The organism is Pseudomonas sp. PSB11, from assembly GCF_014596605.1.
Taxonomy (GTDB): domain Bacteria; phylum Pseudomonadota; class Gammaproteobacteria; order Pseudomonadales; family Pseudomonadaceae; genus Aquipseudomonas; species Aquipseudomonas umsongensis.
Map to the genome: position 1 here is coordinate 177,953 of NZ_NOIO01000001.1, position 25,766 is coordinate 203,718.

A 25,766-nucleotide genomic window follows, 5' to 3' on the forward strand; every position below is an offset into this window, starting at 1 on the left:
ACCCATGCCGACGCAGCGGGCGAGTGAAATGGAGCAGTCGCTTCCGCATAAGTGGCAGCCGGTTTAATTTCGCAAGACGGGATGCCCGGACGCATACCCTGTCTCAGCATAGAAGACTCATTACCAGCGCATTACCGTGGCGTGCGACAACGACGCCAAGAAACCCCGCGATGATGTTTGCCAGCGTGCCGACAAGAAACGTCACGAGAAGGTGTGACGCCCATCCAATATTTGAGCGTTCCGAAAGGATGCTCAACTGTCTGTCGGAGAACCCTCATCTTCCCTGGATCACGGGTAAGCGTCCGGCGAACTCACCTACCCGGTCCCTGCCATCAGGGGTAATGATGGCTTGCGGTTTGGTCGGGTATCGAAGCTGCTGCACAGATCCAAGCTGGTGACTACAAGGGTAAAGGTTGAGGCAGGCAGATGACCTTCACTGCGACATCCAAAGGATCACCAGCAGCACGGTGGTCATCCAGACGATTGTCATCAAAAAGAGAGAGTTACGTTAGCTTCCTGTCCATCCAATAGAGTGTTGATCATAAATTTAGCAAATCTGATTCGGTGCATGAGAGAAAATCAAAGCTATTGTGATGTCAACCAAAAGCATTTGTGCGAACATGCGCAGCCCCGAACGTAGGGTAAATTCAGCGTCAGGAGAGCAACATGGTGCCATCAAAGGCCCTCACCAACATTCATGATGTGGTGGACTACATCATTGGCCAGTTTGCCGATGAGGAAGGGAGCTTAAGTACCCTAAAGCTACAAAAGCTCCTCTACTACGTTCAAGCTTGGAACTTGGCGTTTGGTCGTGGCCCTTTATTTTCCGGAAAATTTCAAGCATGGGTACACGGCCCTGTGAGTCGTCAGGTTTATGACAGATTCAAGGATACCCACGCATTGTTCTCCTCTCTAGGGCAGCAAGATATCCGCCGCGACTTTGACCCCAGCATATTGCCTTCTGATGTCAAAGATCACATCAATGAGATACTTGAGGCCTATGGTGATTATTCGGGAGTTCAGTTGGAAAACATGACTCATATTGAGACGCCTTGGATAAAGGCTCGCGCCAATCTCAAACCATACGAGCGCTGTGAGAGCGAAATTGACGAAGGGCTTATGCAAGACTTCTACGCGCAACTGCTAAAAGCCGAAACCAAGTAAAAAACATATGGCTAACGGATCGTTAAAACGAGTTGCTCAAAAGCAGGCTCAGTCACATCCTGCCGAATCGAACGAAATCAAAAAGATCACTCGGGCGCAAAAAGAGCCAGAGGATCAATTGTGGAATTTTTCACTCCGGTACTGGAGCCAGCTCGAATATTTCGGCTTGGATGGAAAGGGAATCGATAACAAATGGCTCATCTCGGTCCTTGAGCGGTTGAAGCAGCTGTCAGCGGATACTATTGAGCGCGTATTCAAGGAGGCTAACGTAAGAGATGCCCTGAGGTTTCACCCGATCGATTGGAAAGCAAAGAATATTCCTATCAAGAAAGAGGAAATTCCGAGTCTGCCAAAACATTGCTATGACAACCCAGAATTCGCCCTTCATCAGTTCCAAATTTCTACTGCCAAGGGACGGGTCGTAGGGTTTTTTGACGAAAACTGGATATTTAATATCGTTCTCCTAGACCCCCTACATAATTTGCAACCATCAAGGAACTTTGACTACGCGGTTGACCCTTGCGGACCTTTGAGTTGCGAGCTTACGAGTCTCAGGGAAGGTATCAAGCAAGGCATAGGTCATTGTAAAGTTGCAGAGTGCACGGCGGCCCGACAGGTCACAGCGCTCGCTAATCAGGTCGAACAGCATGCAGAGCAGTTTGAGATTCTGATGATCAAGATGACTGATCGACAGCAACTCGAGTGGGCTAAAGATTTGGTTGCTAATGGACACGCGGAGTCGCTAGCGAGCATCTTTGAAACAGGATTGTTGACCATTGGCGACTCAGTCACTGCGAACCCCTAGGCTGGGTCACAAGCCTCTTTCAGATTTAGAACGGACTAACCTATCCTGGTAAGTTGCTGAGCAATAATTTATCTGTACCCAAAAGTATAGTCTTGGGAAGATTCAAGAACTTATTGCTCAGGCCAATTGCTAAATTTCTTTTTCTCGCAGAAACGCGCTTCAGGGTAATAACGTAGTTACGCGAATTACGCCCGATCGAAGCATCACCGGTGCCCATGGTGCAACAGGCACCTAACACGATCCACGTCCTCCGCGCCTTCAAGGAAAAGAATCTCGCCAGCTTTACTGGTGCTGGCAGTTTTTGTCACTTGCTTTTTTAGGAAAAGATTTTTTAAGAAATTCGACATTACCCAATTTTGTAACTTTCTTTTTTTCGACAAACCAAGAAATATAGAGCGGTTTCAGCCAATGAAATTAGGGCTTTTTGTCACCTAGTTATTTAGGAAAAAACACCTTAAAAAATCGCAGCCACTTGGTTGCGATTTTTTTATCTGAATCAAGGACACGCCCATGGACCGCTTCCAGGAAATGCAGGTGTTTGCCGCCGTCGCCCAGGACCAGGGTTTTTCCGCAGCGGCACGGCGTTTGGGGCTGTCGGCCGCCAGCGTCACCCGGGCGGTGGCGGCGTTGGAGAAGCGCATTGGCACGCAGTTGCTCACGCGCACTACGCGCAGTGTTTATTTGAGCGAGGCAGGGCAGCGTTATCTGGAAGACTGTCGGAGAATTCTGGCTGAAGTGCAGGAAGCCGAGGATTCCGCGGCGGGTAGTCACGTCCAGCCCCGTGGGCAACTGACGATCACGGCGCCGGTTTTGTTCGGTGAGTTGTTCGTCACTCCATTGATGGTGAATTTTCTCACGCAATTTCCTGACGTGACGATCAATTCGCTGCTGGTGGACCGGGTGGTGAGTATCGTCGAGGAAGGTGTGGATGTGGCCATCCGCATCGGTGAGTTGCCTGACAGCAACCAGCATGCGATTCGGGTGGGCGAAGTGCGGCGAGTGATCTGTGCATCGCCGCAATTTCTGGGTATCCATGGTCGGCCAAGACATCCACAAGAGCTGGCTCAGGCGCCGATTATTGCGACGTCCGCGATTGGACAGTTGAAGCACTGGCCCTTTCTCGAGCGTGGCGAGCCCCTGAGTGTCCGGGTAGAACCGCGTCTGACAGTAACGGCGAATCAAGCAGCAATCACGGCGGCCGGGCTTGGACTGGGTTATACCCGGATTCTGTCCTATCAGTCGGCGAGCAAAGTGGCGGCAGGTGAGCTTGAAATTGTACTCGCGGATTTCGAAATGCCGCCTTTGCCCATCCATGTGCTTTATCAAGGCGGGCGTAAGGCTGCGACGCGGGTCCGTAGTTTTGTCGACTTTACGGTGAAGGCCCTCCGCGAGCATCCTGCTTTGCGGGCCTGATGATTTATTTCTCTGGATGAAATAATTAATTGCGTTTGCTGGTTATTCTGTTGTTTTGGTGACTGGTAGAAGATGGCTGCCATCGGTGCTGATCTTTCCCCTCACAGCGCCACTGCCCAGCGGAGTCGACCATGCAAGCCATCAAACTCTACAACTTTCCACGTTCCGGCCACGCGCATCGCGTGGAACTGATGCTTTCGCTGCTGCAACTGCCGACCGAGCTGGTCTTCGTCGACCTGGCTAAGGGCGAGCATAAAAAGCCGGAGTTCCTGGCCATCAACGCTTTTGGCCAAGTGCCGGTGCTCGACGATCAAGGTGTGGTGCTGGCGGATTCCAATGCGATTCTGGTCTACCTGGCGAAAAAATACGGTAAAGGTCGCTGGCTGCCAGATGATCCGGTCGGTGCCGCCAAAGTGCAGCGCTGGTTGTCGGTTGCTGCCGGGCCAATCGCCTTCGGGCCCGCCAGGGCAAGGCTGATCACAGTATTTGGTGCACCGTACAATCCTGATGAAGTGATTCCTTACGCTCATAGCGTGCTCAAGGTGATCGATCAGGAACTGGCCAACACAGCTTTCCTTACCGGCAGCGAACCGACCATCGCCGACGTGGCTGCCTACAGTTACATCGCCCATGCACCGGAAGGCAATGTCTCGCTGGACGACTACGCCAATATCCGCGGCTGGTTGGCGAGGGTCGAAGCCTTGCCCGGTTTTATCGGCATGCCGCGCACTGTCGCCGGCCTGCAAAAAACTGCCTGATATTTTCGCCCGACTTTTGTCGGGCCCTTCACGCTGTGCCGATGGCGCAGGGGAGAAGCCGCAATGGACTATTCACCGTGGCATGCTGGCGAAAAAGAGTTGCAGGCTCATCTCGGTGTGAGCGAGCGAATGGACGTACTCGGGCGCAGGGTGATTCGCGATCAGATGCCGGATCAACACCGCACCTTCTATCAGCAACTTCCGTTCATGTTGTATGGCGCGGTTGATGCTGACGGTCGTCCCTGGGCCAGTGTGCTTGAAGGTCAACCGGGTTTCGTACATTCCCCCGATCCAGGTTTATTGCAATTTAGCAGCTTGCCGGCTGTTGATGATCCTGCGCAATTGGGCGCGGGTTCGGCGATCGGCCTGCTGGGCATTGAACTGCATACCCGGCGTCGCAATCGTATTAATGGCCATATCAGCGCAATGACCGCGAGCGAATTTGCTGTGACGGTGGATCAGTCCTATGGAAACTGCCCGCAGTACATTCAACTGAGGCAGTTCCGATCGGTGCCCCTGGCGGATCCGGCAACACGTCCCGCGCAGCAATTCAATGAACTGGATGATGCGGCTAAAGCGATGATTGCTGAGGCGGACACCTTTTTCGTCGCCAGTTACGTTGATGTTGATGGCGTACGGTCGGTGGACGTTTCCCACCGTGGCGGTCAGGCGGGTTTCGTCCGGGTGGAAGGGGACTGCCTGACCATCCCGGACTTTGCTGGCAACTTGTTTTTCAATACCTTGGGCAATCTGCGGGTCAATCCAAAAGCCGGTTTGCTGTTCATTGATTTCAATTCCGGTGATCTGCTGCAGCTAAGTGGGCGCACCGAAATCATTCTTGAAGGCCCTCAGGTAGAGGCATTTCAAGGTGCTGAACGTTTGTGGATGTTCCACGTGGAACACGTTGTGCGTCGTCCAGCCGCCCTCGGTTTGCGCTGGCGATTTGACGGTGTTTCGCCAACCAGCTTGCTGACGGGAACGTGGGAGCAGGCCAAGGCGCGCTTGCAAGCCAAGACCTTGGGCGATAAATGGCGGCCACTGCGGGTAGTGCGGATCGAAGCGGAGAGCCAACACATCCGTTCGATCTATATGGAGCCAGCCGACGACGCCGGGTTGCCGCTGTTTCAAGCCGGGCAACATCTACCGCTGCGCTTCAACATTGATGGTGAAACCCATATCCGCACCTACAGCCTGTCGAGTGCGCCATCGGATGACTTTTTCCGAATCAGTGTGAAACGTGACGGTCGGGTGTCTTCGCACCTGCATGACCAGGTTCGCGTCGGTGACTTGTTGGAGGCAAGGGCCCCCCAGGGGCATTTCACCGTTGCGCCCCATGAACGTCGGCCGCTGGTGTTGTTGGCCGCTGGAGTGGGTATTACGCCACTGCTGTCGATGCTGCGTGAGGTGGTTTATCAAGGCTTGCGCACTCGACACATCCGGCCGACCTGGTTCTTCCAGAGTTCGCGCACCCTGGCCGATCAGCCGTTTCGTCCCGAGGTGGATCGCTTGCTCGATCATGCCGGTGACGCGATCAGGGTAGTGCGTCTGCTCAGTCAGCCGGAGCCGGAGGCACGGGAGGGCGAGGACTTCGATGTGACTGGGCGAATCGATGTCGCTCGGCTCTCGGAATTGCTCGAGGTCGAGGACTACGATCAGCTGGATTTTGTCCTTTGTGGTCCCGGCAGCTTTACCCAGGCGATGTATGACGCCCTGCGCGAACTGGATATTCGCGACTCACGGATTCATGCCGAAACTTTCGGACCCTCGACATTGCGTCGTCGACCTGACCCCGATGCCATCGTCATCGAGCAACCGCCAGCGGCTACCACCTCGGTGCCGGTGGTGTTCCAGCGCTCAGCGAAGGAGGCTCGCTGGCAACCGGATGGCGGCAGTCTGTTGGAGCTAGCGGAGAGCCGCGGATTGCACCCGGAATTCAGTTGTCGTGGGGGCTCCTGCGGCACTTGTAAGACTCGTCTGATCAGCGGCCAGGTCAATTATCCACAGCCGCCAGCGGAGGAACCGGATGAAGGTCAGGTGCTGATTTGTTGCGCAGTTCCGGCTCAAGGCACGCAGCCTTTGGTCCTGGACCTTTAGGGGATCAACTCGCGGGAGCCATTGCCCGACGGTCGTTGGCTGGGTAGGGTAGGTAGTACGAAAAAGGGCCGAGAAGGCCCTTTGTGCATTTCAGGGAAAGGCGTTTTTTCATGGGTTTTCTCACTCGCGTGATCGTCTCGCTAACGGCGCTCGCGCTGCTGGGTGGTTGCGAGCAGCACGATGCTCCGCCACTCGATCAGCAACTCTATGTGTGGCAACGCCAATGGACCCCGGCGCATGACGCTGCATTGCGGGAGAGTCGCGCCGACTTTTCCACCTTGCGGGTGCTGGCGCTACAGGCTTTCCCTAAGGCAGGTTGGAGTCGTACGCGGATTGATCCTGAGCTGCTCAAGCGCGATGGCCGGCCCTTGATTGCGGTGGTTCGCCTGGATGGCCAGTTGCAGTCGCTGGATCAGGAGGAGGTCATGGAGCGGATCCAGCGCTTGATCAGCGACTGGCAGGGGCAGGGGCTGACACTCGCCGGGGTGGAAATCGACCACGATGCGGGCAACGCTCGGTTGCCCGCCTATCGCGAGTTTCTGGCGCATCTGCGTTCTGCGGTGCCATCGCCCATGTCCTTAAGTATCACTGCATTGCCGGCATGGCTCGACAGTCCAGAGTTGCCTGCGTTGTTATCCACTGTCGATAGCAGCGTGTTACAGGTTCATGCTGTCAACGATCCCCGGCGCGGCTTGTTCGACTCAGATCTCGCTAGCCAATGGGCAATGGCCTGGAGCCGAATCACCTCGAAACCCTTTTTCCTGGCCCTGCCGGCGTATGGCGTCGCGTTGTTGCCGAGTGTCGGTGGCGCTCCCCTCGTGGAAAGCGAAGTAGCCATTGAACGTAACGGCGAGCGCCGGGAGTTATTGGCTGATCCACTGCAACTGAGCAAGCTTGCTGCGCGGTTGCGCGCAGATCCGCCGGCTCATCTGACCGGTCTGATCTGGTTTCGGCTGCCTTTGGCCAACGACCGTCGAGCCTGGAGCCTGACGACCTTGCGCGCCGTGTCGCGTGGTGATGTTCTTGAGAGTCATCTGGCACTGAATCTTTCGGAGCACGAAGGCCTCTATGACATTGGTATCAGCAATGAGGGCAACCTCGACAATGCCTGGCCCGAGCGCGTGACGCTGGCGGTACAGGGTTGTGAGGGGGCCGATGCGCTGGCCGGTTATACGTTGCAACAAGAGCCGAACCTGCTTACCTTCACCCGCCTGCGCGACGGCCGGATAGCGGCTGGCGGACAGCGCGCCATCGGTTGGGCACGCTGCGCAATCATTGATCAAGGAGCTTGGAATGTTCACCCGTAACTGGCCTCGTCACTTGCTTTGTCTGAGCCTTGGCCTGCCGTTGGCAGCCATGGCGTGCGGGCCGGATTTCCCCATGCGGTTGCTGGACAATCGAGGTCAATCCCTGGCGGAATTGCCGGAGGGCAATTTCAGTTTCGAGGTGAGCCGCCTCAGTCATGCGATTGCCGGTCTCAAGCCTGCTACGGACGCCACCCTTGTCCCTGGCGCAGCCTATGGAGAAGCCTCCGCTCATGTTGAACAGCGGGATCAAGCCGAGCAGGTTGGTTTGTCCCATGAACAGCAGGCACAGGTGAAACAGCTGCGTGGGCTGGCCGATGCCCGGCAGGTTGAAGTACAGGGTGCGAACCTTCCCGCCGAGCTCAAGTTGTATCTGGCGGGCGCGGTGGCGTTCAACGCCGGCGATCAAACGCTGGCCGCCGAATACTTCCGCAAGGTGCTGGCGCTGCCCGCCGATCAACGGGCATTGCGCAGTACCTGGGCTGCCTACTCGCTGGGACGGGCGTTGTTCGCCATGAGTTCGCAGGCCGATGCCGCCCCCAACCTGCTGGAACAATCGCGCAAGGCCTACGAACAAACCCGCCAACTGAGCATCGACGGCTTCAGCGACCCACTGGAACTGGGCGTCGCCAGTCTTGGTGAAGAGGCTCGCGTGGCCCGGGCGGCAGGTGACTGGAACGGCGCCATCGAACTTTATGCGACGCAGAACCTTCAGGGTTCGGCAGTGGGTTACACCTCATTGAAGCTGTTGATGGCTGAACTGGCTTCGATGCCCGAGGATCAGTTGGCCGGGTTGCTCAAGGGCAAGCCTGTGCAGCAATTGGTGACCGCCGCCTTGATCAGCCGGCTGGGTTGGTCATTCGGTGATCAACCACCGAATGAGCAAAAACTGATCAAGCTGTTGCAGAGCAGTACGCGCGGCAGCCTCGACAATGCGGACCGCCTGGCCGCGGTGAATTATCAACAGGGTGATTTCAACAGCGCCAAAGCCTTTCTTGAGCGCGCTGGTGACGGCGGTCTGGCCTGGTGGCTTCGGGCCAAACTGGCGGTGCGCGATGGCGATAAAACGGCGGCGGCTGCAGCGTATGCGAAGGCCGCCAAGGCTTTCCCGCAGAATGAATCGTGGGGCGATCGGAGAACGCCGGATTACGATTTCGAAACGCTGCAACCCAAATGCCGGGTCGAAGGCGAAAGCGCGATCCTGGCCCTGCAACGCGGGGATTATCTGCAGGCGTTCGACCAGTTGTACCGCAGCCAAGGCGTCTATTGGTTGGACGCGGCCACTGTTGCCGAGCGTGTACTGACGTTGGATGAGCTCAAGCATTACGTCGATACTCAGGTACCGGCACCGCCACCCCTCAGCCAGCACGATGTGGACAACTACGTGCCCCTGCCGGTGGCGGCGAGCCTGCGCAATCTGCTTGGGCGGCGTTTGTTGCGCGAAGGACACTACGAGCAAGCGCCGGCTTATTTCGATAACGATGGCTTGCGCCACAAAGCCAGGCTGTACGGCCAGCAACGTATGGCGGCGGATTCGGCATGGTGGCCGACGCGACGCGCCGCGGCACTGTTCAATGCCGCCTGGACCGCACGTGAATGGGGGATGGACATTCTCAGTTATGAAATGGCGCCAGACTACGCCACGTTCGGAGGCAACTTCAGCCTTGAGAGTGCTGAACTCAAGGTCGGGCCGCTGGTAGCCGAGGACGAAGTGAAGCGTCAGCAAGCCAGCGCCGCCCAACCCGATCAGCGTTACCACTATCGATTCGTGGCAACGGCACTGGCCCGCCGAGCTGCCGACAATCTGCCGCACACCAGCCAGGCGTTCGCCGCTGTGCTGTGTGAAGCGGCCGGCTGGAACAGCAGCCTTGAAGAACAAAGTGCGCTCTACCAGCGATATGTCAAAGAGGGACCATTCGTGGAGTGGGCGGCGGATTTTGGGCATCAATGCCCGTATCCCGACTTTGAAAGTGCAGACAAGCGCTATGTCACCCAGGCCACCGATGCTGCCCGCTCGGCCCTGCGACCGTACAAGACAGCTCTGCAGATGGGAGGCGTGTTGTTGGTCGTGGCGGTGGCGCTGGTGCAGGTCAAGCGCCGTCGCCGCAAAGTGCAATAAGGTTCAAGCCTGTTGAACAAAGGTCAGCCGCACGGCGAAACCGATCAACAGGCTGCCGAACAGCCATTGTTGAACGCGCTGGAAGCTGGGGCTGCGTTGCAACCAACGACCCAGTGCGGCACCGGTTAACGCATAGGCGCTATCGAACAGCAAACCGACGCCGACCAACACCAGGCCCAGGACCGCAAATTGCGCGAGTACCGGTCCATTGAGTGGATTGATGAACTGCGGCAGCAATACCGAGCAGAACAGCAGCGCCTTGGGGTTAAGCAGATTGGTCAGTAAACCGCGGCGGATCGCTTCGCTCCAGCGTGTTTTTTCATCTGTTGTACCTGGGTCGTCCAGGGATGGCAGCATCGTCGTGCGCAGGCATTGAATGCCGATCCACAGCAGATAAGCAGCCCCGACCAGGCGCACCGCGTCGAATGTCCAGGGAGCCGCCTTGAACAATGCCGCCAATCCCAACGCCGCCAGCACTACATGACAACCGCGTGCGATTGCCAAGCCGACGGCCGTGGCCAACGCTGCGCCTTTGCCGTGGCGGGCACCGGTTTGCAGCAGCAGGATCATATCGGGGCCGGGCAGCAGATAGACCACCGCCAGCGCCATGAAAAATAGCCCGAGTCCCGCCATGTCGCACCCCTGTCGTTGTCGATTCAGTGGTGCCAGTCTAGAGCCAGGGAGCAGGGCATGTGCTTGCGTAGTTTGCTTCTAAAGCTGGATGATTTGGCATAACCTGCCAACAAATCACAGTTCAACCAGCGGAATATGCCAAGTGATGAAACTGGATGCCTACGACCGCAAGATTCTTGCCGCGCTGCAACGGGATGGTCGGCTGAGTAATGTGCAATTAGCTGAAGAAATCGGTCTGTCCGCTTCGCCATGTTTGCGCCGGGTACGGATGCTTGAAGAGGCCGGAGTGATTCGTGGTTATCAGGCCAATCTGGATCGCGATGAAGTCGGGCTAGGCCTGACCGTATTCGTCGGAGTAAAAGTCGAGCGCCATAACGATGAGCAGGCCGAAACTTTTCGCTTGGCCGTGACAGCATTGCCGGAGGTGATTTCGGCGTTTCTGGTATCTGGGGAATCGGACTTTCTGTTGCAAGTGGTGGTACCGGATTTACGCGCCTACGACCGGTTTCTCACGGGGTGTTTGTTGAAGCTGCCAGGGGTGAGCGATATCCGCAGCAACTTTGCCATCCACACGGTGAAGACACCGGGAGCATTGCCGTTGGGGCATTTGCCGCTGTAGACCGAGGAGACTTCTTCGCGAGCAGGCTCGCTCCCACATACGAATGCATTCCAATGTGGGAGCGACCCTGCTGGCGAAGCGAAGGCCCAGCCACCAAAAATCTGGAGGCTTACATCTGCGTCGCCATCCCCTCCACATTCATCGCAGCCTGGCGCAAGGCTTCGGATCGGGTCGGGTGTGGATGGCAGGTCAGGGCAATGTCTTCGGCGGATGCGCTGAACTCCATGGCCACGCAATATTCGCCAATCATTTCACTGACGCTTGGCCCTACGAGATGCACACCGAGGATTTCGTCGGTACGCTCATCGGCCAGTACCTTGGCGAATCCTTCGGTCTCATGATTGATCTTCGCCCGGCTGTTGGCGGTAAACGGAAATTTGCCGACCTTGAATGCGCGACCTTCGGCCTTCAACTGTTCTTCGGTCTTGCCGACGCTGGCCAGCTCCGGCTTGGTGTAGATCACATTGGGGATCAGATCGTAATTGACCTCTCCCGCCTTGCCGACGATCTGTTCGACGCAGGCCATGGCTTCGTCTTCAGCCTTGTGGGCAAGCATCGGTCCGGAGGTGACGTCGCCAATCACCCAGACGCCCGCAGCTTCGGTACGGTGCCCCTTGTTGGCGAGCATGCCGCGTTTATCGGTGGCGAGGCCGACGTTCTCCAATCCCAGACCTTGGGTATAAGGCCGACGTCCGATCGCCACCAGCACGTAATCGGCCTCCAGCGACTCGGCTGCTCCACCTGCGGCGGGTTCGACGCTGAGCTGCACGCCGGTTGCGGTCGTCGTGGCGCTGGTCACTTTTGAACTCAATTTGAAACTGATGCCCTGTTTGCTCAGTGAGCGTTGCAGGGTTTTTCCTGCTTCACCGTCCACACCCGGACAGATCCGGTCCAGGTACTCGACCACGGTCACTTGGGCCCCCAAGCGCCGCCAGACGGAGCCCAGCTCCAGCCCAATCACCCCGGCGCCGATCACCACCAGGTGCTTCGGCACTTCTGTGAGTGACAGTGCGCCGGTGGAATCGAGGATGCGTTGGTTATCAATGTCCACCCCAGGCAGGGGAGTGGGTTCGGAACCGGTGGCGATAATGATGTCTTTGCCGACCAGTTCGGTCTTGCCGCCGGCGTTATCCGTCACGGTGACTTTGCCCGGCCCGTCGATGTGGCCCCAACCCTTGATCCAGTCGACCTTGTTTTTGCGGAAGAGAAACTCGATGCCTTTGGTCAGCCCGGTCACGCTTTCATCTTTTTGTTTCATCATCTGGGCGAGGTTGAGCGTGGGTTTGACCTCGATCCCAAGGTTGGCGAATTCCGCTCCCATGGCTGCATCGTAAAGCTCCGAGGCGTGCAGCAATGCCTTGGACGGCATGCAACCGACGTTCAGGCAGGTGCCGCCGAGCGTAGCGCGTCCTTCTACGCACGCCGCCTTCAATCCCAGTTGGCCTGCTCGAATCGCTGCGTTATAGCCACCGGGGCCACCACCGAGTATCACGACGTCATAGGTGCTCATGGAAGTACTCCTGGATTGAAAGCGGACGGGGAGGGGTAAAAGTAGTCTTTGAATAAAATTACGAGCGTAATATGTGCGCTCCGATGCATTTCGGTCAAGGCTTCAGCTTGGCGACAGGTTCAGCATCTTTAGATAAGCAGACTGAGCACGAAAATTTCACCAGTATCGTTATATCGTAACGGAATGCCCCGTGGGCGATGCTAAACACTGGAGTGATATGCAAGTCGATCTCGAAGAGGGTGATGGAGCGCAGGCAGCCGGGCTGCCGCGCTTTCAGCAGGCAGTTTTTCAGGGCCGACGATTGCGCTTGCTCGCCGTCGGCCTCGGCGCACTCGCGGCAATGGGCCTGGTGCTGGGTTTTTTTGTCGGGCTGTTTGCGCCGCAATCCCTCTGGACTGCGCTGTTGTTCAATCAGAGCGCCGCATTGCTGGTGCTGGTCGCTGGCTTGCAATCGGCCTGGTGGGTCACGCAATGGCGTGCGCAGGCGATGAATCCCTTGGCATCGGTGGTCGCCGCTGATGAACCTGAAGAACCGGTGGGTTGGTACGAACGGCTGCTGGAGCGAATCAGTCAGCGCTGGCTGAAGCTACTCAGGCAAATCGGAGCCCCGACACTGTGGCTGGCCGGTTGGGCGCTGCTGGCGTTGTTATGCGTCGAACAGGCATGGACCTTTGCTTTTCCTTCCGCAGCGCTGGGCATGTCGGCCACTGTCGGCGCGGTCATGGGGTTGTTGTTGGCCTTTGGTCTGTTGGTTCTCGAGCGTCAGCTTGCTCAGGAAAATACTGCCCAATGGCCCGAGGCAGGCGCCTTGGCGCAGCTGACCCGCGTGGCAATCATCAGCCTGATTCTTGGTGCGTTTTGCCTGCTGTTCGGCAGTGAGACTTCGGTTTGGCCGGTGCGTCTGGCGGTACTGATCGGCCTGCTGCCGGGCTTCGTTGCCTTCGAATTACTGCTGCGTGCCGTGCTGTCATTGTTCAGCCCGCGTCGCGAACAACTTGAACCTGCATTGCTGGCGCGTAGTTTTGTCGCCGACATGTTGCGCTGGCCGCCACGGCCATTGCAGGCATTGCAGAACGAATTGCACAACCGCTTCGGCATCGACCTGCGGCAGATTTGGGCCTTCACTTACATGCGCCGGGCATTGTTGCCGGTGCTCGGGGTAGTAGGCATCGTCGGTTGGGTGCTGACCGGTGTTCACGAAATCCCGCTGCAAGGGCGGGGGATCTACGAGCGATTCGGTAAACCGGTGACGGTGTTTGGGCCTGGTCTGCATGCGGGTTTACCGTGGCCATTGGGGAGGGTGCTAAGTGTCGAAAATGGCGTGGTTCACGAATTGGCCACCAGTGTCGGCGAAACATCGGCACCCGTACAGGCAGACCCCGCCGAAGGCCCGGCGCCGATAACCGCCAACCGGTTGTGGGACGCCAGCCATGTGAATGACAAATCCCAGGTGATTGCCAGTAGCCGCGCAGACAAGCAGAGCTTTCAGATCGTCAACATGGACGTGCGTTTTGTTTATCGCATTGGTTTGAGCGATCAGGCGGCATTGGCTGCAACCTATAACAATGCGGATGTGCCGACGTTGATCCGCAGCACCGCGAGCCGAGTTCTGGTCCACGATTTCGCGTCACGCACCCTTGACGGTCTGCTCGGTGAGGACCGGGTAGGGCTTGCCGGAGAAATCGGCCGGGCCGTGCAGGCCGACCTGCAGAAACTCGACAGCGGCGTGGAAATTCTCGCTACGGTCGTTGAAGCGATCCATCCCCCGGCAGGGGCTGCCAATGCTTATCACGGGGTGCAAGCCGCACAGATCGGCGCGCAGGCGTTGATTGCGCGTGAACGCGGAGCCGCCGCTGAAGCCACCAACCAGGCGCAGTTGCAGGCGAGCATTGCCCGGGATCAGGCAACGGCAACCGCCCACGAAATCAACGCGACGGCCAAGGCTGGCGAGCTGAAATTCAGCGCCGAGAAAAAAGCTTACGCCAATGCCGGCCAGGCCTTTGTGCTGGAGCAATACCTCGGCCAACTTTCCCAGGGCCTGGCCAGCGCCAGATTGCTGGTACTCGATCATCGTCTGGGCGGCAGCAGCAATGCCCCAACCATCGATCTGCGTACATTCACGTTGCCGGCTGACCCTGCGTCGTCGCGTAAAACTGCTCAGCCAGGAGTCGCCAATTGAGCCAGCTACATACCCACGATCATGCCAACCACAGTGGCCACGATCACGGCCATGGCGGCCATCACCACGGCCATCACCATCATGGTGATCCGCAAGAAGCCGGCCCGTTCCCCTGGCGACGCATGGGCTGGGCGGCGTTGTTGGTGGCGTTTGCCGTGGCGGCAGCAAGCCTGGTGCAAGTGCGTTCAGGCGAAGCCACGGTCATCACACGTTTTGGCAATCCATCACGGGTGCTGGTAGAACCCGGGCTTGGCTGGCGCTGGCCGGTACCCTTCGAAGCGGCGATCCCGGTGGATCTGCGACTGCGCACCACGTCCAGCGGTCTGCAGGATGTGGGCACGCGGGACGGCTTGCGCATTATCGTTCAGGCTTATGTTGCCTGGCAGGTGCAGGGTGATCCGGACAACGTGCAGCGCTTTATGCGCGCTGTGCAAAATCAGCCGGACGAAGCGGCACGGCAGATTCGCACTTTCGTCGGCTCCGCCCTGGAAACCACGGCCAGTAGTTTCGACCTGGCCAACCTGGTGAACACCGATGCCAATCAGGTGCACATCGACGATTTCGAAGCACAGCTGCGCAAGCAAATCGATCAGCAATTGCTGACCACTTATGGCGTGCGAGTGCTACAAGTCGGCATCGAGCGCTTGACCTTGCCGTCTGTCACTCTCACCGCGACGGTCGATCGCATGCGCGCCGAGCGTGAAACCATCGCGACTGAACGCACCGCCATCGGTAAGCGCGAAGCGGCGCAAATTCGCTCCGCAGCGGAACGTGATGCACGAATCGTCCAGGCCGATGCCACGGTGAAAGCGGCGGACATTGAGGCGCAATCCAGGGTCGAAGCCGCGCAGATTTATGCGCGTGCCTACGCTGGCTCACCGCAGCTTTACAATTTGCTGCGCTCACTCGATACCTTGGGCACGGTGATTACCCCGGGCACAAAACTGATCCTGCGTACCGATGCCGCGCCTTTCCGGGCATTGGTTGATGGTCCGCCGACGCTTGAAAATAAACCCGGGTCGCAGCCATGAATTTGGTTCCACGTGGAACAAATGAGTTGAGTAGCCCGTGGATTCAGGCCGGACGCGTGGCGTTTTTCGCTCTGTATGCCGTGACGGTGTTGGCCGCTTTGGCTTGGGCGTTCTCCAATGTGCGACAAATCGACCCGCAAAATCGTGCGGTGGTTTTGCACTTCGGCGCTCTTGATCGCGTCCAGAATGCCGGTTTGCTATTGGCCTGGCCGCGACCGTTTGAACAGGTGATTTTGCTGCCAGCGGCGGATAGGGTCATCGAGCGTCGAGTGGAGAACCTGCTACGAACCGGTGCCGCATTGCAAGCCGATCGCGCGGCCAGTTTTGCGTCGCCGATCAGTGATGCGCTGGCAGGTTCCGGTTATTTGCTGACGGGGGATGCCGGTGTGGTGCAGCTGGATGTGCGGGTGTTCTACAAGGTCACGGAGCCGTATGCCTTCGTGCTTCAAGGCGAGCATGTGCTGCCGGCCCTGGATCGCCTGGTGACCCGTAGCGCCTTGGCGCTCACGGCTGCACGAGACTTGGACACCATCCTGGTCGCACGGCCGGAGTTGATCGGCGCTGATAATCAGGCGGCAGAAAGGCGCGAGCGTCTGCGGGGTGATCTGGTGCAAGGCATCAATCAACGCCTGGCGCGATTGGCCGCGACAGGGCAGGGGCTGGGGATCGAAGTGGCGCGGGTTGACGTGCAGTCGAGCCTGCCGTCGCCTGCGATCAACGCCTTCAACGCTGTACTGACAGCCAGCCAGCAAGCCGACAAGACCGTGGCCAACGCGCGCACTGAAGCAGAGAAAATGAACCAGAGCGCGAATGAACAAGCTGACCGTACGCTGCAAGTCGCCCACGCTCAGGCGAGTGAACGGCTGGCGAAAGCCTCGGCTGATACCGCCACGGTGATCAGTCTGGCCAACGCGCAGCACCAAGCCCCCGATCCGCAAATGTTGCTGCGAATCTACCGCGAGCGGATGCCGAAAATTCTTGGCCAGGCCGGCTCAGTCATTACGGTCGATCCGCAAGACGATTCCCGCCTGATCATTCAGGGAGCTGCACAATGACCGCTCAAACTGCCGCCGCACCGAGCATGTTGTCCTCGGCCGAACAACGCAGCGCTGCTCGCCAACTGACTTTGGCCATGCTTGCACTCGGCTTGCTCGCGTTGGGCCTCGTATGGCGCTGGTTGTCCCCGGAGCAAAGTGGAGTCAGCCAATTGCTGCTGGGTTCTGCTTCAGTGCTGGTGGCCGTACCAGTGATGCGTTCGGCCTGGTACAGCCTGCGATACCCGAGTCTGCACGGCATCACCGATCAACTGATCGCCTTGGCCATGCTTGGCGCGTGGGCAACAGGCGATCTGCTGACGGCTGCGTTGCTGCCGATCATCATGATCTTCGGCCACGTGCTGGAAGAGCGCAGCGTGATCGGTTCGCAGGAAGCGATCCGCGCCCTAGGCAAATTGACCCGCAGCCACGCGCGCAAGGTTCAGGCCGACGGCTCCATCGTCGAAGTCGACAATGGCACGCTCAGGGCCGGCGATCTGGTGGAAGTCCGTGCCGGTGATCGGGTGCCGGCGGATGGCCAGGTGTTGTCCGGCCAGGCGAGTCTGGACACCGCATCCATTACCGGCGAGTCGGTGCCGATGGAGGCGGGTGTCGGAATGGCGGTGTTCGGTGGCGCGATCAATCTCGACGGCCTGTTGCGCATTGAAGTGACCAGGACCGGGGACGAATCGACCCTCGGCAAAGTGATTGCGCTGATGCAAAACGCCGAGCGCTCCAAGCCACCAATCACCCGATTGCTGGAGCGTTACGCCGGGAGCTACCTGGTGCTGGTGTTGTTGCTGGCTGCAGTCACCTGGTTTATCACCAACGATGCCCAGGCCATGCTCGCGGTGCTGGTGGCTGCTTGCCCTTGCGCGCTTGTACTGTCGGCACCCGCTACGGCGATTGCCGGGGTAGCGGTAGCCGCTCGGCACGGCATTCTGATTCGTAGCTCGGCGTTTCTCGAGGAGCTGGCAGACCTGACATCGCTGGTGGTCGACAAGACTGGAACCCTGACCTTCGGCACCTTGCGCCTGCAATCCATCGAGAGCTCGCTGGAGGATCGCAACCCCGTCTTGAAACTCGCCGCCAGCCTCGGTTCCGCCAGCAGTCACCCGGTCAGCCGGGCGCTGGCCGGGCTGGTCCCACCAGAGCATCTTCAGTTGCTGTCGGACATTCGCGAGCGTCAGGGTTTGGGCGTGGTAGCCATGACGGAGCAGGGCGAGGCTGCTCTTGGGCGGCCGGAGTTGTTCGCCCAGTTGGGTATCGCGACTTCAGATGTTCCCGACCACGATGGCCCTATTGCCGGGCTGGCACTCAACGGTGAGTTTCTCGCATGGCTGTTGTTGGCCGACAGTGTTAAACCGGAAGCCAAGGTTGCCTTGAGTGAGCTGAAGAACCTTGGGTTGGGCCGACAGCTTTTGCTCACCGGCGACCGGTACAGCGTGGCTCACACACTCGCTCGGGATGTCGGTATCAGTGACGTTGAGGCGCAGGCCTTGCCCGAGGACAAATTGAATCGCGTGTTGCAAGAAATCGGTAACGGTTTTCGTCCTATGGTGGTTGGCGATGGCATCAACGATTCCCTGGCGCTCAAGGCAGGCGTTGTCGGTGTGGCAATGGGTGCAGGCGGTGCGGATATCGCGCTGGCTTCAGCGGATATCGTGTTGATCGGTAGCGACCTGCGGCGCCTTGGCACTTGCGTGCGCTTGAGTCGTCAATGCCGTCAGACGTTGCAAGCGAACGTGATTATCGGTTTGGGCTGGACCTTGGCGATCGTTGCTTTCGCGGCGTTCGGCTGGCTCGGGGCAGCAGGGGCGATGATCGCGGCGTTGCTGCATAACCTCAGTACATTGTTGGTGCTGGGCAATGCCGGGCGTTTGCTGCGCTTTCAGGAACCGCTGTTCAAGCTCAAGGAAGAGCAGTTTTAAAAAGACAGAACTGTGGGCCGGATTTGCAGTCATCTAGGTGAGAGCGGTCATTTCTGCGAATTCGCAACCGTTGTATATTCATGGAATGCCGCTATCAAATCGATAGCCAGCTAGTTTTCCAGGATGGTCTAACCTCTCAGCAGACGTCTGAAACAAGGGGGATTTTCCATGCTCGCGCAACTTCCACCGGCCTTACAGAATCTGCAGTTACCGCTACGCCTGCGACTCTGGGACGGTCATGAATTCAATCTGGGGCCGACGCCCAGTGTCACAATTGTGGTCAAGGACCCACAAATGGTCACCCAGTTCACCCACCCTAGCCTGGACGCGCTCGGGGCTGCGTTTGTCGAGGGCAAACTGGAACTCGAAGGTTCCATCAGCGATGTGATCCGCGTGTGCGATGAATGGAGTCAGGCGTTGCTGAATGAGGACGACAGCAATCAGCCGGTCCGCACCGTGCATGACAAGGAGACTGACGCCAAGGCGATCTCCTACCATTACGACCTCTCGAACGCCTTTTACCAACTGTGGCTCGACAGCGACATGGCGTATTCCTGCGCTTACTTCGAGACGGGCAGTGAATCCCTTGAACAGGCTCAACAGGCAAAATTCCGTCATCTGTGCCGCAAGTTGCGCCTGCAACCTGGCGAGTATCTGCTGGATGTCGGCTGCGGTTGGGGTGGGCTGGCGCGGTACGCTGCCCGTGAATTTGGTGCGAAGGTGTTCGGTATTACCCTCAGCAAGGAACAACTGGCCCTGGCCCGGGAACGGGTAAAAGAGGAAGGGTTGGAGGACCTGATCGAGTTGCAGTTACTCGACTACCGCGACCTGCCTCAAGACGGACGCTTCGACAAGGTGGTCAGTGTCGGTATGTTCGAACATGTCGGACACGCGAACCTGGCCGAGTATTGCAAAACCTTGTTCGGCGCAGTGAAAGAGGGCGGGTTGGTGATGAACCACGGGATCACCGCCAAGCACACCGATGGGCGTCCTGTGGGCCGCGGTGCGGGTGAGTTCATTGAGAAATACGTGTTCCCCAATGGAGAACTGCCGCACCTGTCGATGATCTCTGCCGAGATCAGTGAGGCAGGCCTGGAGATTGTCGATGTCGAGAGCCTGCGCCTGCATTACGCACGGACCCTGGATCACTGGAGCGAACGTCTGGAAGACAATCTGGAGGCCGCCTCGAAACTGGTGCCGGATCAAGCCCTGCGCATCTGGCGCCTGTACCTGGCCGGATGTGCCTACGCGTTCGCCCGCGGCTGGATCAACCTGCACCAGATTCTCGCGGTGAAGGCCCACGCCGATGGCAGCCATGAGCTGCCCTGGACGCGAGACGATATCTACAATCCCTGATCCCTAGAGAATGGGCGAAATAAGCCGGGCGACCCGCATGCCGATTTGCTGCAAGCGACGGGTCTCCCGGCCTTCTTCCTTGGCGATTTCGTGAGCCTGGTCGAAGTCGTCGTTTAGCATTTGCTCCACTTGGGCAGCAAACGCTTTGTCGACCGTCAGTAGCATCACTTCGAAATTCAATCGAAACGATCGGTTGTCCATGTTGGCACTGCCAATGGCGCTGATTTCACTGTCGATCAACACCACTTTCTGATGCAGGAACCCGGGTTGGTAGCGGAACACCCGCACACCGGCGCGCACGGCTTCAAAGGCATAGAGGCTGGAAGCGGCGTAGACGATTCGGTGGTCGGGCCGCGACGGCAGCAGGATTCGCACATCCACCCCGCGCAAGACCGCCAGGCGCAACGCTGCGAGTACCGCTTCATCGGGGATGAAATAAGGGCTGGTGATCCATACCCGTTCGGTCGATGCGTGAATCGCTTCGACGAAGAACAGTGAACAGGTTTCGTAGGCGTCCGCCGGGCCACTGGCGAGTACCTGGCACAGCACTCCGTCGTCCGGGTAAACCTGCGGCAGGATCAGCGGCGGTAATTCTCGAGCCGCCCAGAACCAGTCTTCGGCGAAGGATTCTTGCATGCAGGCCACCACCGGTCCCCGTACTTGCACATGGGTATCGCGCCACGGTGCCAGCGGTGGTTTCTCGCCCATGTATTCATCGCCAACGTTGTGGCCACCGACGAAGCCGAGCATGCCGTCGACGACCACGATCTTGCGGTGGTTGCGAAAGTTGACCTGGAAACGATTGAGCCAGCCGCTGCGGGTGGCGAAGGCTTTGACCTTGACGCCGCCATCGCGCAGTGACTGGACGTAACCGTGGGGCAGGGAGTGGCTGCCAATTCGGTCGTAGAGCAGGTAAATCGCCACGCCTTCGCTGGCTTTGTGCAGGAGCAAGTCATGAAGGCGACGGCCCAGCCGGTCATCGTGGATGATGAAGAACTGGACCAGTACGGCTTCCGTGGCCTGGTCGATAGCGTGGAAAATCGCTTCGAAGGTCGCCTGTCCATTCACCAGCAAGCGCACTTCGTTGTTTGCCAGGCACGGCATGCGCCCCAGTTTCGGCATGGCCCTCAGCGACGCGTAGGCGCTGGATGCGCGAGCGGTGAGGGCTTCCTCCACCCATGGCCGCCAGTTCAGCTCGGAGACCGCCTTGCGCATCTCCTCGTTGGCCTGGCGCCGAGCCTTGATGTAGCCATCGAAGGAGCTGCGACCGAATACCAGGTAGGGGATCAGTGTCAGGTAAGGCATGAACAACAATGACAAGGCCCAGGCGATCGAGCCTTGCGCGGTGCGGACGGTCAACACGGCATGGATTGCCGCAATCAGGCCCAATGAGTGCAGCAGTGCGATGAAATAACCAAAGACATGGGGTCCAAAATAATCCATGGGGGCAGCCTTGCTCCTGAAGATTCAATGCTTAACAGACCATGTTCCGTGCAGAATGTCGCTATTTAATTGGCCCATGAACCGAAGCCCGCCGGCGACGTCTAACGGCCACTACTGATCAGGAGTTACTCGATGAACGTTCGTCTGCTGGGTTTGGCCATGGCATTTGGTTTGGCACTTCCTGTGGCTGCTCAGGCGCAGATGCTTCAGCCAGGTTTATGGGAATTGACTTCGAGCAACATGAAAGTCGATGACCAGAACCTGCCGGATCTGCAACTGATCCTGGGTCAAATACAAAGCCAGATGACTCCTGAACAGCGCGCGCAGCTGGAAAAACAGGGCATCACCATGGGTGGCAAAGGGATTCGGGCGTGCTTGACGCCAGAGCAGGTCAAGAGCGACAACATTCCGCTGACCGACCCACAATCGGGCTGCAAACAGGAAATCACCGAGCGCACCGGTAACCAGTGGAAGTTCCGTTTCAGCTGCCCGAAAGCACAGGGCGCGGGTGTAGCCACCTTCCTCAGCGATCGTGAGTTCACCACCAAGGTCAACGGTACGTTCAACGCCACCGGCATCCAGCAGAAGGGTAGCCTCGATACCCGCGCGGTCTGGTTGGGACAGGACTGTGGCACCGTAAAACCAAGAGCCTAAACATCAACGGGCGAGCCTTGCTTTTTTGTAGGAGCAAGGCTTGCCCGCGAAGACGTCCGTTCAGCCACCTCCAATCCCCGGCTGACTCAACCACTCGCCCACCGCCTCAACCTTCATCCTGCCAAAATCCTCTCCATGGCGATTGCGCACGCTGACATACCCGCCAGCTCTTTCCTGTTCACCAACCACCACCAGGTACGGCACCGTCTGACTGTGATGTCGGATCTTGTGGCGAACTTTTTCGTTACGCAGGTCCGCCAAGGCTCGCACGCCACTGCGGCGCAAGTGTTCGGTAACCGCGTGTGCGTAGCTTGCCTGCCGGTCATCCATGCTGACCACCACCACATGGGCTGGCAGGCGCCAATGCTGCAGCTCCTGGTGGCTGGACCAGCAGGTACCATAGATGCGTTGCTGCAAGGTGCCGTTGATGTGATCGAGGGCGAAAGCTTGTAAGACCCTGGTGGTGGGCACATGAGGGCCGCTCGTCACATAGTCGGTATTCCCCAGGCGATACAGCGACAGATCGGCGCAAGAGGGCGAGTGGTTGCGATTGCGGCGGATAGAGTGGTTGGCCGCCGCCAATGAATGCATACGCGCTTCGATCAGCGGCAGGTCAGCGGTTCTCATTGGGCGTTCGACAGCGAACTCACAATAGAACCCGTCACCCAACGCCGAGCCAGTTCGCAATTGAGCATGGGAATGCAATTGCTTGACCGCCATCGCCAATATCAGCGAACAGGAGCGCCGCAAAATCTCCAGGCCGTCGGGTTCCTGGGGCGTAACGATGTTGACCCTGGCATTGGCCCGGATCACGAACTCACAGTCCACCAACAGGCCGTCCACCCGACCTGCTACCGCAGCGCTGGCCAGCCCGGGGCCAATACTCGCGGCAACCTCATGTATGGACAGCGGTTGATCATATTCACGCAATGAACCATCGGGCAGAGTGATCTGGATCATGATTTTTGTTCTCGAATGCTTCGATCACATGCGTCAGCGGCTTAACCTTAGATCCAAACCCCGGCCGCTGTCATGTAGACGTTTGTCGTGCCCACTCAAAACTCGTTCTACAAAGCCCTGTAGACGCGCAGCAGATTGATTGTTGATGTGCGCTATAACTTCGGTACAGATCCTCGCGCAAGGCCTGTAAATGGATCATGCGGCCTCCCAGTTCCACCGACTCTCTGCGACGGCATCGTGGGCATGCAGGCTTTCAGCATGGATCACGCGTATCTGGAACCCACTGATGCCGGCTGAGCGTTTCAGGGCCAGGTTCAAGCGCCGAGCAGCGTCTTCGCAAAACATCAGGTTCTGACCATTAGCCAAGGCGAACGCCTGTTCGTCAGCCCGTTTGACAGCGGTTTGTACGGCGGTGCCGAGGGCAGCCTCGGCGTCGTTGATGATTGCGACCAGCGGCAATTCATCCAGGCTCTCGTGTAGTCGCAGACTCAATTGCGCCGTACTGCGTTGACTATGGGGCGTCGCAACAATGCCTTCAGGGGAGCCGAGCCAAGCAAGTACGTCGTCGTGATGCAATCTTCGGTTGGCAAAATCATCGACGAATTGCTGTTGGATCAGTTGTCGGGAAAGCGCGGCGGAACAAGGACAGGTCGAGGAATAAGGCAGTGCCATTTTTAGTTCCACGTGGAACATCTGGTTTTTCAAACGTGCTTCGATGCTGACGGGATAGCTTTTCCAGCCAGACAGAGGACTGAGCAATGCCGGTCTTTTAAGCAGCAAATCGGTGTGAATATTCAGGTAGGCGTTGTTTGCTAGCCCTTCGTGACTGATCAGGAAACTATGCAAAACCCGTCGTAGCAGACCGGGCGAGAGCGTTTCTTGCTCAAGCGTTTCCAAACCCAGATACAGCCGCGACATATGAATCCCACGCGCCTCGCCGTTATCGAGGCTTATGCCCGCGTCGGCCGTCGCGGGCAATTTTTTGCCGTCGAGTAAAACAGGAAGAGCAATGCCACACATGCCCACCCATTCCAATGGGAGGGCTTGGCGTAATGCCTGCGCGGCGATATCCGGCAGAGTCAGCGCATTCATGAGCAGGTCCATCGTGGAGTTTGTTGTGTAATGTTATATGATAACATTAAAACAAGCCCGACAATTTCACCGGGTACCCTGTGAGGAGCTTCTGATGCCAAATCGCCTTCCCGTGACAGTCCTCTCGGGCTTTCTTGGAGCCGGAAAAAGTACACTTCTTAATTACATATTACGTAATAGAAATGGTCTGCGCGTTGCTGTCATCGTCAATGACATGAGTGAAATCAATATCGACGGCAGTGAAGTCCAGCGCGATGTCAGTCTCAATCGTGCGCAAGAGAAACTCGTGGAGATGAGCAACGGCTGCATCTGCTGCACGTTGCGGGAAGACTTGCTGAAGGAGGTTGGCTCGCTCGCTCGGGAGGGTCGTTTTGATTACTTGTTGATCGAATCAACGGGCATTTCAGAACCGCTGCCAGTGGCGGAGACCTTTACCTTCCGCGATGAAAACGGCCAGAGCCTCACCGACATTGCCCGGCTCGACACGATGGTTACCGTGGTCGATGGCATGAATTTCCTGCTCGACTTCCAGGCTGCCGAAAGCCTGGCGTCCCGTGGCGAAACGCTGGGCGAGGGGGATGAGCGCGCGATCACCGATCTGTTGATCGAGCAGATCGAATTCGCCGACGTCATCCTGATCAGCAAGATCGACTTGATCAGTAGCCGAGAACGCGAGGAGCTGACGGCGATTCTTGAACGCCTCAATGCGCAGGCGCTAATCATCCCGATGGTCATGGGCGAAGTGCCGCTGGAGAAGATCCTCGATACCGGTCGTTTCAACTTCGAGAAAGCGGCGCAGGCACCGGGCTGGTTGCAGGAAATGCGCGGTGAACACGTGCCGGAAACCGATGAATATGGCATCGCGTCCTACGTCTATCGCGCGCGTCGCCCCTTTCATCCGCAACGCTTCTTCAATTTCATCGAGGGTCCGTGGCTCAATGGCAAGCTGTTGCGCTCCAAGGGCTTCTTCTGGTTGGCGAGCAAACACACGGATGCTGGCAGTTGGTCCCAGGCCGGCGGAATGATGCGTTATGGTTTTGCCGGGCGCTGGTGGCGTTTCGTGCCGAAGGATCAGTGGCCGCAGGATCAGGAAAGCACCGCCGCCATCCTGCAGAACTGGGACGCTGATAGTGGGGATTGCCGGCAGGAACTGGTGTTCATCGGCCAGAACGTCGATTTCGCGCAACTTGCCGCCGAACTGGACGATTGCCTGTTGAGCGATGAAGAGATGGCGCCAGGCGCAGAGAGCTGGTGCTCGTTGCCTGATCCGTTTGGCCCTTGGTATGAAGAGGCCGCTTGATCCTCAAGGCTCGAGCCAGGTTCCCTGGCTCTGGGCTTCGCAAAACGGCTTCAAATACGCCGCATCCGTGGCAACGCCGTAATAGTGAATATCCTGCCGGTAAGGCATATTGGCGACTTGGGCGTTGCTGCACACGCCGAACGACCCACCAGGGCATTGGTCGACGTACTGCACTTCGACTTTCTGCCCTGCAAGGCTTGGCTTGCAGAATCCATCGGCAAAGAGTTTTTGCGGAATGTTGCGGTTTTGCTGGCAGACTTTCACGTCAAGCCGTTCCGCCTGACTGTGGACCACGCAAGCCTGGGCCAGCGCCTCGCCACTATTGAGCGCCAGCAGCAACGACACGCCTATCCACCGCATTCTTACC

Annotated in this window: 21 protein-coding genes; 15 read left to right on the forward strand and 6 right to left on the reverse strand. The window is 58.0% G+C overall.

Going from position 1 to position 25,766, the window contains the following annotated elements; genetic code table 11:
• The first annotated feature begins 666 nt into the window (after window positions 1-666).
• The 7 genes from CGA21_RS00855 (at window position 667) to CGA21_RS00885 (ending at window position 9,657) form a co-directional block, all read left to right on the forward strand.
• Window positions 667-1,164 carry a Panacea domain-containing protein gene (locus CGA21_RS00855; RefSeq protein WP_188263349.1) on the forward strand — a complete coding sequence of 166 codons (498 nt, stop codon included), beginning with the start codon at window positions 667-669 and terminating at the stop codon, window positions 1,162-1,164.
• Window positions 1,165-1,171: 7 nt separating this feature from the next.
• Window positions 1,172-1,969: a hypothetical protein gene (locus tag CGA21_RS00860; RefSeq protein ID WP_188263350.1), complete on the forward strand. Its 798-nt coding sequence runs from the start codon at window positions 1,172-1,174 to the stop codon at window positions 1,967-1,969.
• A 510-nt stretch (window positions 1,970-2,479) separates the two neighbouring features.
• The gene (locus CGA21_RS00865) at window positions 2,480-3,382 is read left to right on the forward strand and encodes a LysR family transcriptional regulator (RefSeq protein ID WP_110748347.1); all 903 of its coding nucleotides are present in this window, start codon (window positions 2,480-2,482) and stop codon (window positions 3,380-3,382) included.
• Between the two features lie 131 nt (window positions 3,383-3,513).
• A complete protein-coding gene (locus CGA21_RS00870; RefSeq protein ID WP_110748344.1) occupies window positions 3,514-4,140 on the forward strand; it encodes a glutathione S-transferase family protein in 627 nt (208 codons plus the stop codon).
• A gap of 63 nt (window positions 4,141-4,203) precedes the next feature.
• Window positions 4,204-6,234: a pyridoxamine 5'-phosphate oxidase family protein gene (locus CGA21_RS00875; RefSeq protein ID WP_110748342.1), complete on the forward strand. Its 2,031-nt coding sequence runs from the start codon at window positions 4,204-4,206 to the stop codon at window positions 6,232-6,234.
• Between the two features lie 110 nt (window positions 6,235-6,344).
• Window positions 6,345-7,541, forward strand: coding sequence for a DUF3142 domain-containing protein (locus CGA21_RS00880; protein WP_188263351.1), 1,197 nt, complete (start codon window positions 6,345-6,347; stop codon window positions 7,539-7,541).
• A complete protein-coding gene (locus tag CGA21_RS00885) occupies window positions 7,528-9,657 on the forward strand; it encodes a hypothetical protein (RefSeq protein WP_188263352.1) in 2,130 nt (709 codons plus the stop codon). The genes CGA21_RS00880 and CGA21_RS00885 overlap by 14 nt, the downstream gene beginning before the upstream one ends.
• 3 nt (window positions 9,658-9,660) lie before the next feature.
• Here the strand turns inward: CGA21_RS00885 and CGA21_RS00890 are convergent, their stop codons facing one another.
• A complete protein-coding gene (locus tag CGA21_RS00890) occupies window positions 9,661-10,290 on the reverse strand; it encodes a LysE family translocator (protein ID WP_110748333.1) in 630 nt (209 codons plus the stop codon).
• Window positions 10,291-10,435: 145 nt separating this feature from the next.
• Here CGA21_RS00890 and CGA21_RS00895 point away from each other — a divergent pair, with 145 nt between their 5' ends.
• A complete protein-coding gene (locus CGA21_RS00895; RefSeq protein WP_188263353.1) occupies window positions 10,436-10,909 on the forward strand; it encodes an Lrp/AsnC family transcriptional regulator in 474 nt (157 codons plus the stop codon).
• Between the two features lie 109 nt (window positions 10,910-11,018).
• Here CGA21_RS00895 and lpdA read toward each other — a convergent pair whose 3' ends face one another.
• Window positions 11,019-12,419, reverse strand: a complete 1,401-nt coding sequence (gene lpdA / locus CGA21_RS00900) for a dihydrolipoyl dehydrogenase (RefSeq protein WP_188263354.1) — start codon at window positions 12,417-12,419, stop codon at window positions 11,019-11,021.
• Window positions 12,420-12,636: 217 nt separating this feature from the next.
• Between lpdA and hflK (CGA21_RS00905) the strand changes: the two genes are divergently transcribed.
• The 5 genes from hflK (CGA21_RS00905) (at window position 12,637) to cfaB (ending at window position 19,950) form a co-directional block, all read left to right on the forward strand.
• Window positions 12,637-14,598 carry a protease modulator HflK gene (hflK, locus tag CGA21_RS00905; protein WP_188263355.1) on the forward strand — a complete coding sequence of 654 codons (1,962 nt, stop codon included), beginning with the start codon at window positions 12,637-12,639 and terminating at the stop codon, window positions 14,596-14,598.
• Entirely contained in the window at window positions 14,595-15,629 is a 1,035-nt protein-coding gene (gene hflC / locus CGA21_RS00910) for a protease modulator HflC (RefSeq protein WP_188263356.1), read from the forward strand. The genes hflK (CGA21_RS00905) and hflC overlap by 4 nt, the downstream gene beginning before the upstream one ends.
• A complete protein-coding gene (gene hflK, locus CGA21_RS00915) occupies window positions 15,626-16,684 on the forward strand; it encodes a protease modulator HflK (RefSeq protein WP_188263357.1) in 1,059 nt (352 codons plus the stop codon). The genes hflC and hflK (CGA21_RS00915) overlap by 4 nt, the downstream gene beginning before the upstream one ends.
• Window positions 16,681-18,594 carry a heavy metal translocating P-type ATPase gene (locus CGA21_RS00920; RefSeq protein ID WP_110748316.1) on the forward strand — a complete coding sequence of 638 codons (1,914 nt, stop codon included), beginning with the start codon at window positions 16,681-16,683 and terminating at the stop codon, window positions 18,592-18,594. The genes hflK (CGA21_RS00915) and CGA21_RS00920 overlap by 4 nt, the downstream gene beginning before the upstream one ends.
• 168 nt (window positions 18,595-18,762) lie before the next feature.
• Entirely contained in the window at window positions 18,763-19,950 is a 1,188-nt protein-coding gene (cfaB, locus tag CGA21_RS00925) for a C17 cyclopropane fatty acid synthase CfaB (protein WP_110748314.1), read from the forward strand.
• A gap of 3 nt (window positions 19,951-19,953) precedes the next feature.
• Here the strand turns inward: cfaB and cls are convergent, their stop codons facing one another.
• Entirely contained in the window at window positions 19,954-21,393 is a 1,440-nt protein-coding gene (gene cls / locus CGA21_RS00930; protein WP_188263358.1) for a cardiolipin synthase, read from the reverse strand.
• A 132-nt stretch (window positions 21,394-21,525) separates the two neighbouring features.
• Between cls and CGA21_RS00935 the strand changes: the two genes are divergently transcribed.
• A complete protein-coding gene (locus tag CGA21_RS00935) occupies window positions 21,526-22,047 on the forward strand; it encodes a DUF3617 domain-containing protein (RefSeq protein ID WP_020797958.1) in 522 nt (173 codons plus the stop codon).
• A 60-nt stretch (window positions 22,048-22,107) separates the two neighbouring features.
• On the opposite strand, the gene CGA21_RS00940 is transcribed toward CGA21_RS00935, so the two are convergent.
• Window positions 22,108-23,007, reverse strand: a complete 900-nt coding sequence (locus CGA21_RS00940; protein ID WP_110748308.1) for a His/Gly/Thr/Pro-type tRNA ligase C-terminal domain-containing protein — start codon at window positions 23,005-23,007, stop codon at window positions 22,108-22,110.
• A gap of 195 nt (window positions 23,008-23,202) precedes the next feature.
• Complete coding sequence (folE2, locus tag CGA21_RS00945; protein ID WP_188263359.1) at window positions 23,203-24,099, reverse strand: GTP cyclohydrolase FolE2; 897 nt, start codon at window positions 24,097-24,099, stop codon at window positions 23,203-23,205.
• 94 nt (window positions 24,100-24,193) lie between these two features.
• Here folE2 and zigA point away from each other — a divergent pair, with 94 nt between their 5' ends.
• The gene (zigA, locus tag CGA21_RS00950; protein WP_188263360.1) at window positions 24,194-25,399 is read left to right on the forward strand and encodes a zinc metallochaperone GTPase ZigA; all 1,206 of its coding nucleotides are present in this window, start codon (window positions 24,194-24,196) and stop codon (window positions 25,397-25,399) included.
• A gap of 3 nt (window positions 25,400-25,402) precedes the next feature.
• Here zigA and CGA21_RS00955 read toward each other — a convergent pair whose 3' ends face one another.
• Window positions 25,403-25,759, reverse strand: coding sequence for an NADH:ubiquinone oxidoreductase (locus CGA21_RS00955; RefSeq protein WP_110748299.1), 357 nt, complete (start codon window positions 25,757-25,759; stop codon window positions 25,403-25,405).
• Between the last annotated feature and the right edge of the window lie 7 nt (window positions 25,760-25,766).

Coding starts and splice junctions, on each gene's coding strand:
- CGA21_RS00880 (WP_188263351.1), top strand. CDS start 6,345: ATGGGTTTTCTCACTCGCGTGATCGTCTCGCTAACGGCGCTCGCGCTG.
- CGA21_RS00875 (WP_110748342.1), top strand. CDS start 4,204: ATGGACTATTCACCGTGGCATGCTGGCGAAAAAGAGTTGCAGGCTCAT.
- zigA (WP_188263360.1), top strand. CDS start 24,194: ATGCCAAATCGCCTTCCCGTGACAGTCCTCTCGGGCTTTCTTGGAGCC.
- CGA21_RS00895 (WP_188263353.1), top strand. CDS start 10,436: ATGAAACTGGATGCCTACGACCGCAAGATTCTTGCCGCGCTGCAACGG.
- CGA21_RS00865 (WP_110748347.1), top strand. CDS start 2,480: ATGGACCGCTTCCAGGAAATGCAGGTGTTTGCCGCCGTCGCCCAGGAC.
- cfaB (WP_110748314.1), top strand. CDS start 18,763: ATGCTCGCGCAACTTCCACCGGCCTTACAGAATCTGCAGTTACCGCTA.
- CGA21_RS00940 (WP_110748308.1), bottom strand. CDS start 23,007: ATGATCCAGATCACTCTGCCCGATGGTTCATTGCGTGAATATGATCAA.
- CGA21_RS00920 (WP_110748316.1), top strand. CDS start 16,681: ATGACCGCTCAAACTGCCGCCGCACCGAGCATGTTGTCCTCGGCCGAA.
- CGA21_RS00955 (WP_110748299.1), bottom strand. CDS start 25,759: ATGCGGTGGATAGGCGTGTCGTTGCTGCTGGCGCTCAATAGTGGCGAG.
- CGA21_RS00870 (WP_110748344.1), top strand. CDS start 3,514: ATGCAAGCCATCAAACTCTACAACTTTCCACGTTCCGGCCACGCGCAT.
- CGA21_RS00935 (WP_020797958.1), top strand. CDS start 21,526: ATGAACGTTCGTCTGCTGGGTTTGGCCATGGCATTTGGTTTGGCACTT.
- CGA21_RS00860 (WP_188263350.1), top strand. CDS start 1,172: ATGGCTAACGGATCGTTAAAACGAGTTGCTCAAAAGCAGGCTCAGTCA.
- hflK (WP_188263355.1), top strand. CDS start 12,637: ATGCAAGTCGATCTCGAAGAGGGTGATGGAGCGCAGGCAGCCGGGCTG.
- hflK (WP_188263357.1), top strand. CDS start 15,626: ATGAATTTGGTTCCACGTGGAACAAATGAGTTGAGTAGCCCGTGGATT.
- lpdA (WP_188263354.1), bottom strand. CDS start 12,419: ATGAGCACCTATGACGTCGTGATACTCGGTGGTGGCCCCGGTGGCTAT.
- CGA21_RS00885 (WP_188263352.1), top strand. CDS start 7,528: ATGTTCACCCGTAACTGGCCTCGTCACTTGCTTTGTCTGAGCCTTGGC.
- cls (WP_188263358.1), bottom strand. CDS start 21,393: ATGGATTATTTTGGACCCCATGTCTTTGGTTATTTCATCGCACTGCTG.
- CGA21_RS00855 (WP_188263349.1), top strand. CDS start 667: ATGGTGCCATCAAAGGCCCTCACCAACATTCATGATGTGGTGGACTAC.
- CGA21_RS00890 (WP_110748333.1), bottom strand. CDS start 10,290: ATGGCGGGACTCGGGCTATTTTTCATGGCGCTGGCGGTGGTCTATCTG.
- folE2 (WP_188263359.1), bottom strand. CDS start 24,099: ATGAATGCGCTGACTCTGCCGGATATCGCCGCGCAGGCATTACGCCAA.